The 4,763-nt window shown below is 29.5% G+C and carries 5 protein-coding genes; all 5 read left to right on the top strand.

From position 1 onward, the window contains the following. A partial coding sequence (locus BKL49_RS12385; RefSeq protein ID WP_425271889.1) for a glycoside hydrolase family 19 protein occupies window positions 1-682 on the top strand: 682 nt, incomplete at its 5' end. 214 nt (window positions 683-896) lie between these two features. Continuing rightward, window positions 897-1,448, top strand: a complete 552-nt coding sequence (locus BKL49_RS11190; protein ID WP_143530846.1) for a hypothetical protein — start codon at window positions 897-899, stop codon at window positions 1,446-1,448. Window positions 1,449-1,855: 407 nt separating this feature from the next. Next, entirely contained in the window at window positions 1,856-2,323 is a 468-nt protein-coding gene (locus tag BKL49_RS12755; RefSeq protein WP_244152002.1) for a hypothetical protein, read from the top strand. 2 nt (window positions 2,324-2,325) lie between these two features. Further along, on the top strand, window positions 2,326-3,825 hold the full coding sequence (locus BKL49_RS12750; RefSeq protein WP_244152001.1) for a glycoside hydrolase family 19 protein: 1,500 nt from the start codon (window positions 2,326-2,328) through the stop codon (window positions 3,823-3,825). Window positions 3,826-3,828: 3 nt separating this feature from the next. Next, window positions 3,829-4,575, top strand: a complete 747-nt coding sequence (locus tag BKL49_RS11170; RefSeq protein WP_077425476.1) for a hypothetical protein — start codon at window positions 3,829-3,831, stop codon at window positions 4,573-4,575. The last annotated feature ends 188 nt before the right edge of the window (window positions 4,576-4,763 follow it).

Raw genomic sequence — 4,763 nt, 5'->3', positions numbered from 1 at the left:
GGTGATTGGGTGGTTGATGCCTTATTCAACGTGTTTTTGTCATCGGGATTTTACGGTTGAGGAAGTAAAGAATATTGTATCTTCTTTAAGCAGTTCTAAATCATATAAATTATTTATTCATAAAAAATGTCCTTTAGAGGATAAAGAAAAAAGTTATGAAAAATTAACTGAAATATTAAATAATACATTTAAGAAATATGAAATTAATACATGTATTAGAAAGATTCATTTTTTAACTCAGGTTTATCTTGAATCAGCACATTTAACAACGACAGTTGAGTTTGCTAGTGGTGCAGACTATGATCTTGGTAAACATCCTAGTGCAATAAAAAATCAAAATACTGAAGTAGGAGATGGTCCACGATATAAAGGTAGAGGATTAATGCAATTAACTTGGAGAAAAAATTATCTTAGCTATTTTAAATATACTAGATCAGATCCTGAATATTATAAAACTGTAATATCTCCAATAACTAAACTTGAAGATATGGCTAATCGAAAAAACAGTTTTCATTCTCTAGTTGGAGAAAAGCTATTTTTAGCTGTAGATTCAGCTGGTTGGTATTGGAGATATGGAAGTGTCTGGGGGGACTTGAATATTCCAGCAGATAACGATGATATATACGTGATAAATATAGGTGTTAATGGAGGTTTTAATGATTTTGAAACTCGAATTAATTGAGCTAAAAAAATTATTAAAAATAATAATATAAAAAATTGTCCAAATCTAAATTTATTAAAAGAACTTGGTAAATATAATTTTTCAACTAGTAGCGTGAAGAATAAAGGCTATGGTAAGAAACATAAAGCAAAATTTGAAAGCTATGATGATTAGACGAATAATATGTTTTTTTCTATGCATTCTTTTTTCTTATAATCTTTATGCAGTGTCAACTATGTCTGGTATTACAAATACAGGAGATGTAAATAATGATGGTGTTAAAGATTCTATTGAGTGTAGTAATAGTACTTTTAATGAAGATTATCAATGTATAATCTATATTTCGGGAAAAGAGGTAGAAAAAATAAAAAATATTGTTCAAGTTAAAGATAATAACGAATGCAGTTATTTTTCTATGAATTTTACAAATAAGAATGAACTAAGAGTTGAATGTAGTCCTAGAGGTATTTATAACGGATACTATTATAAATATGATGGTTTAGCACATAATTGGTTTTTGTCAAAATATGAATATATGTTAGAGACCAATAGTCCTGATGATATATCGGAAGATTTTACAGTCGATTCCAATATATTAATACCGTTAAAACGTAGTTTGTTTCAAGATATAAGTGAGAAAGGAAATAAACTGGTATCAATGGGGTATGTTAAGAAAAAAACTTATATTTATGATAATAATTACCGTAAAACCAATATGTATCTAGTCCAACGTGATAAAGTTTTAATACTTGATGCTAAACAAGATCCATTAACAAAGAAAAAATAGTATCAAATTTATTTTCACGGTAAAAAAGATATAATCGCCTGGATTAATGCTAATGATATTGAATATTTAAGTTTACATACTAAATTTTTAGAGTTTAGTAGGTAGTCAATTTTTTGAGAAGAATGATGGAATTATTTTGGTATAGCGCTAGACTATTTCTTTTCTAAAAATCCCAATGTAAGTAATAACCTAGATACTTGGGGACTCTACACAATAAATATGAAAAAGAAATTATGAAAAAACTAGTAATATTTTTATTGTTTCTCATCTTCTGTCATTTCATTAGAGAATAAACAAATTTTATCTGAAAATGATATTTATCAATTATCTTTAGGTTATATTAATAATTGTGAAAAATTAAACATTCTTGATAAAAAACATTAAAAAGTATACCTGTTTCAGATCGATTGATTTTCTTTAATTATGGTTTTAACTTAAGTGTTAACTGTAATGATTTTAGTTCTATATCATGGGGTAAATCCTTTGACAACAATTATAATAATGGCTTCCTTGTTTTAAACTATGATCTAATTGGCTATGTAAATACGCCGGAAGAAAAACCTAAAAAACATGTAGAGTATTACTGTTCAGTATTAGATTTAGCTACAGGAAACATTTTAACTAAAGAAAATTCTAATGATGGCTTCTGTAAGATGGATACACTGATCTTACCAGATGATGTGTCTATAAAAAAAGATAAAGCAGTGCTTTATAATCAACCAAGTAAATATAGTAATAAATACTTAATTAAAGGAGATAAAGTAAAAATATTCAATAGATATATTGATAATAAAGACGAGTGGTATTTTATAAACTACAAAGGAAAAAAAGAAATTAATATGTGGATTAAAGCTGATTCAGTTGATCTAAATTAACCATGATATCGACCGCACTTTTTATAAAGTGCGGTTATTTTTTTGTTCTTTTAAAACCAAAACTTATCTTTACCTATGACGATATTGAGCAATTTAAAGAAAAAGTAGAAGCGGCATATAAACAAGATAAAGAAAAGAAAGGGATTCAAGATAACTTTTTATATGTTGCACGGAACAGTCAGCTTTACAGCATAATGAACGATGAGACGTTTGAACTGGAACAAAGTCAAGTTGAAATGATGGTACCGCTTGCCGATGTGGAAAAGCAAAGCGTAAAAGATAAACAAAATCCAAAGCAAACAAAAACCTATTACAATGTACAGCCATATCTTTATCAGCAACAACAAAACAATAAAGACAGCGGGATTTATGTGGATGACAGCCATGTAACCCACGGAGTGTTATTTCCGGGTGTTAATGTGTTTACTCAAGCGGGTAACGGGCTTTGCATATTCAAGCACCCTTTACATCGGGCTATCGACCCAGAAAGTGAGTTGACGATTGAGCAGAAAAACGAATTAGACCCGATGTTTAAGGCGATAATGACGGAGCTAAATTTAGAAGCGGATAAAGGTACACCGATAAAATTTGAAGCGGGCAAGCTCAAGGATTTATTATTAAATCCGATACAACAAAGAAGGTTGACGGGTATTATTGCCAAACATGACAGCGAGTGGAAGAAGACGAAGTCAGCCGATTTTAAACAAGTGTGTGATATTTATCGGGATAACGGGAAGAACGACGTAGCTTCCGGAATAGAAAAACGGGTAGAAGATTTATCTATCAAATTAGAGGTGGACGGATTTAATAGCGACAAGCAGGCGTATTATATGCATCCGTTGGGGGTGATTGGGTGGTTCTCTAATTCTTGGGAAATTTTAAGTAAAGATATGCTAAGAAAAATTTTTAAAAATGCAAAAGAAAAGGATATTGATGACTATTACTACCCGATAAATAATGCGATATGGATTTTTGGTATTAAAGATATTAAGAGTTTAGCCTTTTTCCTTGGGCAGACTTCTGCAGAAACGGAAGATTTAAAATATAAAGAAGAAAATGGAAGTTACTCATATTTTACAAAAAGTTATGAAGGGCGAGCCGATTTGGGTAATAAAGAAAAAGGTGATGGTGCAAGATTTAAAGGAAGAGGTTTAATACAATTAACTGGTAGACATAATTATACTAAATTTCAGCATTATGCAAGAACAAACTTTCATGGATATGAAGATCTAGATGTAATATCATCAACAGAAAAGGCAGATCAAATTGCTTATAACTTAGAGCTAAATGTTTTAGCTGGATTTTGGTATTGGTTTAAAGGGGAAAAAAGTACAGCTATTCAAAAGTATGTTAGAAATGAAGATTACTTTTGGGTATCTGTAAAAGTTAATGGATGGCAAAAGCAGAGAGAGCCTTATTATCCAGATAAACCCAAAGAACCTAATCATATGAAAAAAAGGATTGAAAGAACCAATATTGCTAGAGAAGCACTTGGAGTTTAATTTATGAATAAATTATTAAGTATCTTATTGATTTCTTGTTCATTCTTTGCTCAATCAAAGAATTGTATTTCTATCGATGACATATCAGTTCGCTTAGATGATAAGTTTAGTGTTGATAGTGATGTTACTAAACTTAATATTTATCACAATAATAAAGTTCTATTTTCCTATGAGGCTCTTGAGATGGATAATAAGGTTAATAATGTAAAATATTCTGACTTGGATTTTGATGGTAAGAAAGAAATTATATTGAGGGTTGATAGTGATCCTTCTCATGATACTGAATATGTAGTATTAAAACTGGAATGTAATAAATTAGAATCCCATCCTTTATTTTCAGAGATTAAAGGGTATGAAATATTGGATAATAAAAAAACTAAAATATATTATAAGGACGGATATTCTATAAAAGAGAAAACATATTGTTTTCAATCAAGTGGATATTTATGTGAGGAAAATTATGCCATTGATAATGGTTATGAACTTAGAAAATTATATTCTAAAAACGGAAATATTCTTGATTCAAATATCTACCGTGGTCAAATTAAATTGATACCTAATGTAAAAGTAAAATCATATCTTTATTATAGTTTGGATAAAAAGAGTAATATGTATTTAGTTAAGGGAGATAAAGTTTCTATTCTAGATGAGAAAATCGATGAATATGGAGAAAAATGGTATTTCATCAACTACAAAGGAAAAAAAGAAATCAATATGTGGATCAAAGCAGATTCAGTTGATCTAAATTAATCACGATATCAACCGCACTTTTTATAAAGTGCGGTTGTTTTTTGTTCTTTTAAAACCAAAATTTATCTTTACCTATGACAACATCGACCAATTTAAAGCCGAAGCGGAAGCGGCATATAAACAAGATAAAGAAAAGAAAGGGATTCAAGATAACTTTTTATATGTTGCACGGAACAGTCAGCTTTACA

It is taken from the genome of Rodentibacter myodis (assembly GCF_001999305.1).
In the GTDB taxonomy this organism is placed as follows: Bacteria; Pseudomonadota; Gammaproteobacteria; order Enterobacterales; family Pasteurellaceae; genus Rodentibacter; species Rodentibacter myodis.
This window is presented reverse-complemented; position numbering and strand designations above follow the sequence as displayed.

Coding starts and splice junctions, on each gene's coding strand:
- BKL49_RS11170 (WP_077425476.1), top strand. CDS start 3,829: ATGAATAAATTATTAAGTATCTTATTGATTTCTTGTTCATTCTTTGCT.
- BKL49_RS11190 (WP_143530846.1), top strand. CDS start 897: ATGTCTGGTATTACAAATACAGGAGATGTAAATAATGATGGTGTTAAA.
- BKL49_RS12750 (WP_244152001.1), top strand. CDS start 2,326: ATGATATCGACCGCACTTTTTATAAAGTGCGGTTATTTTTTTGTTCTT.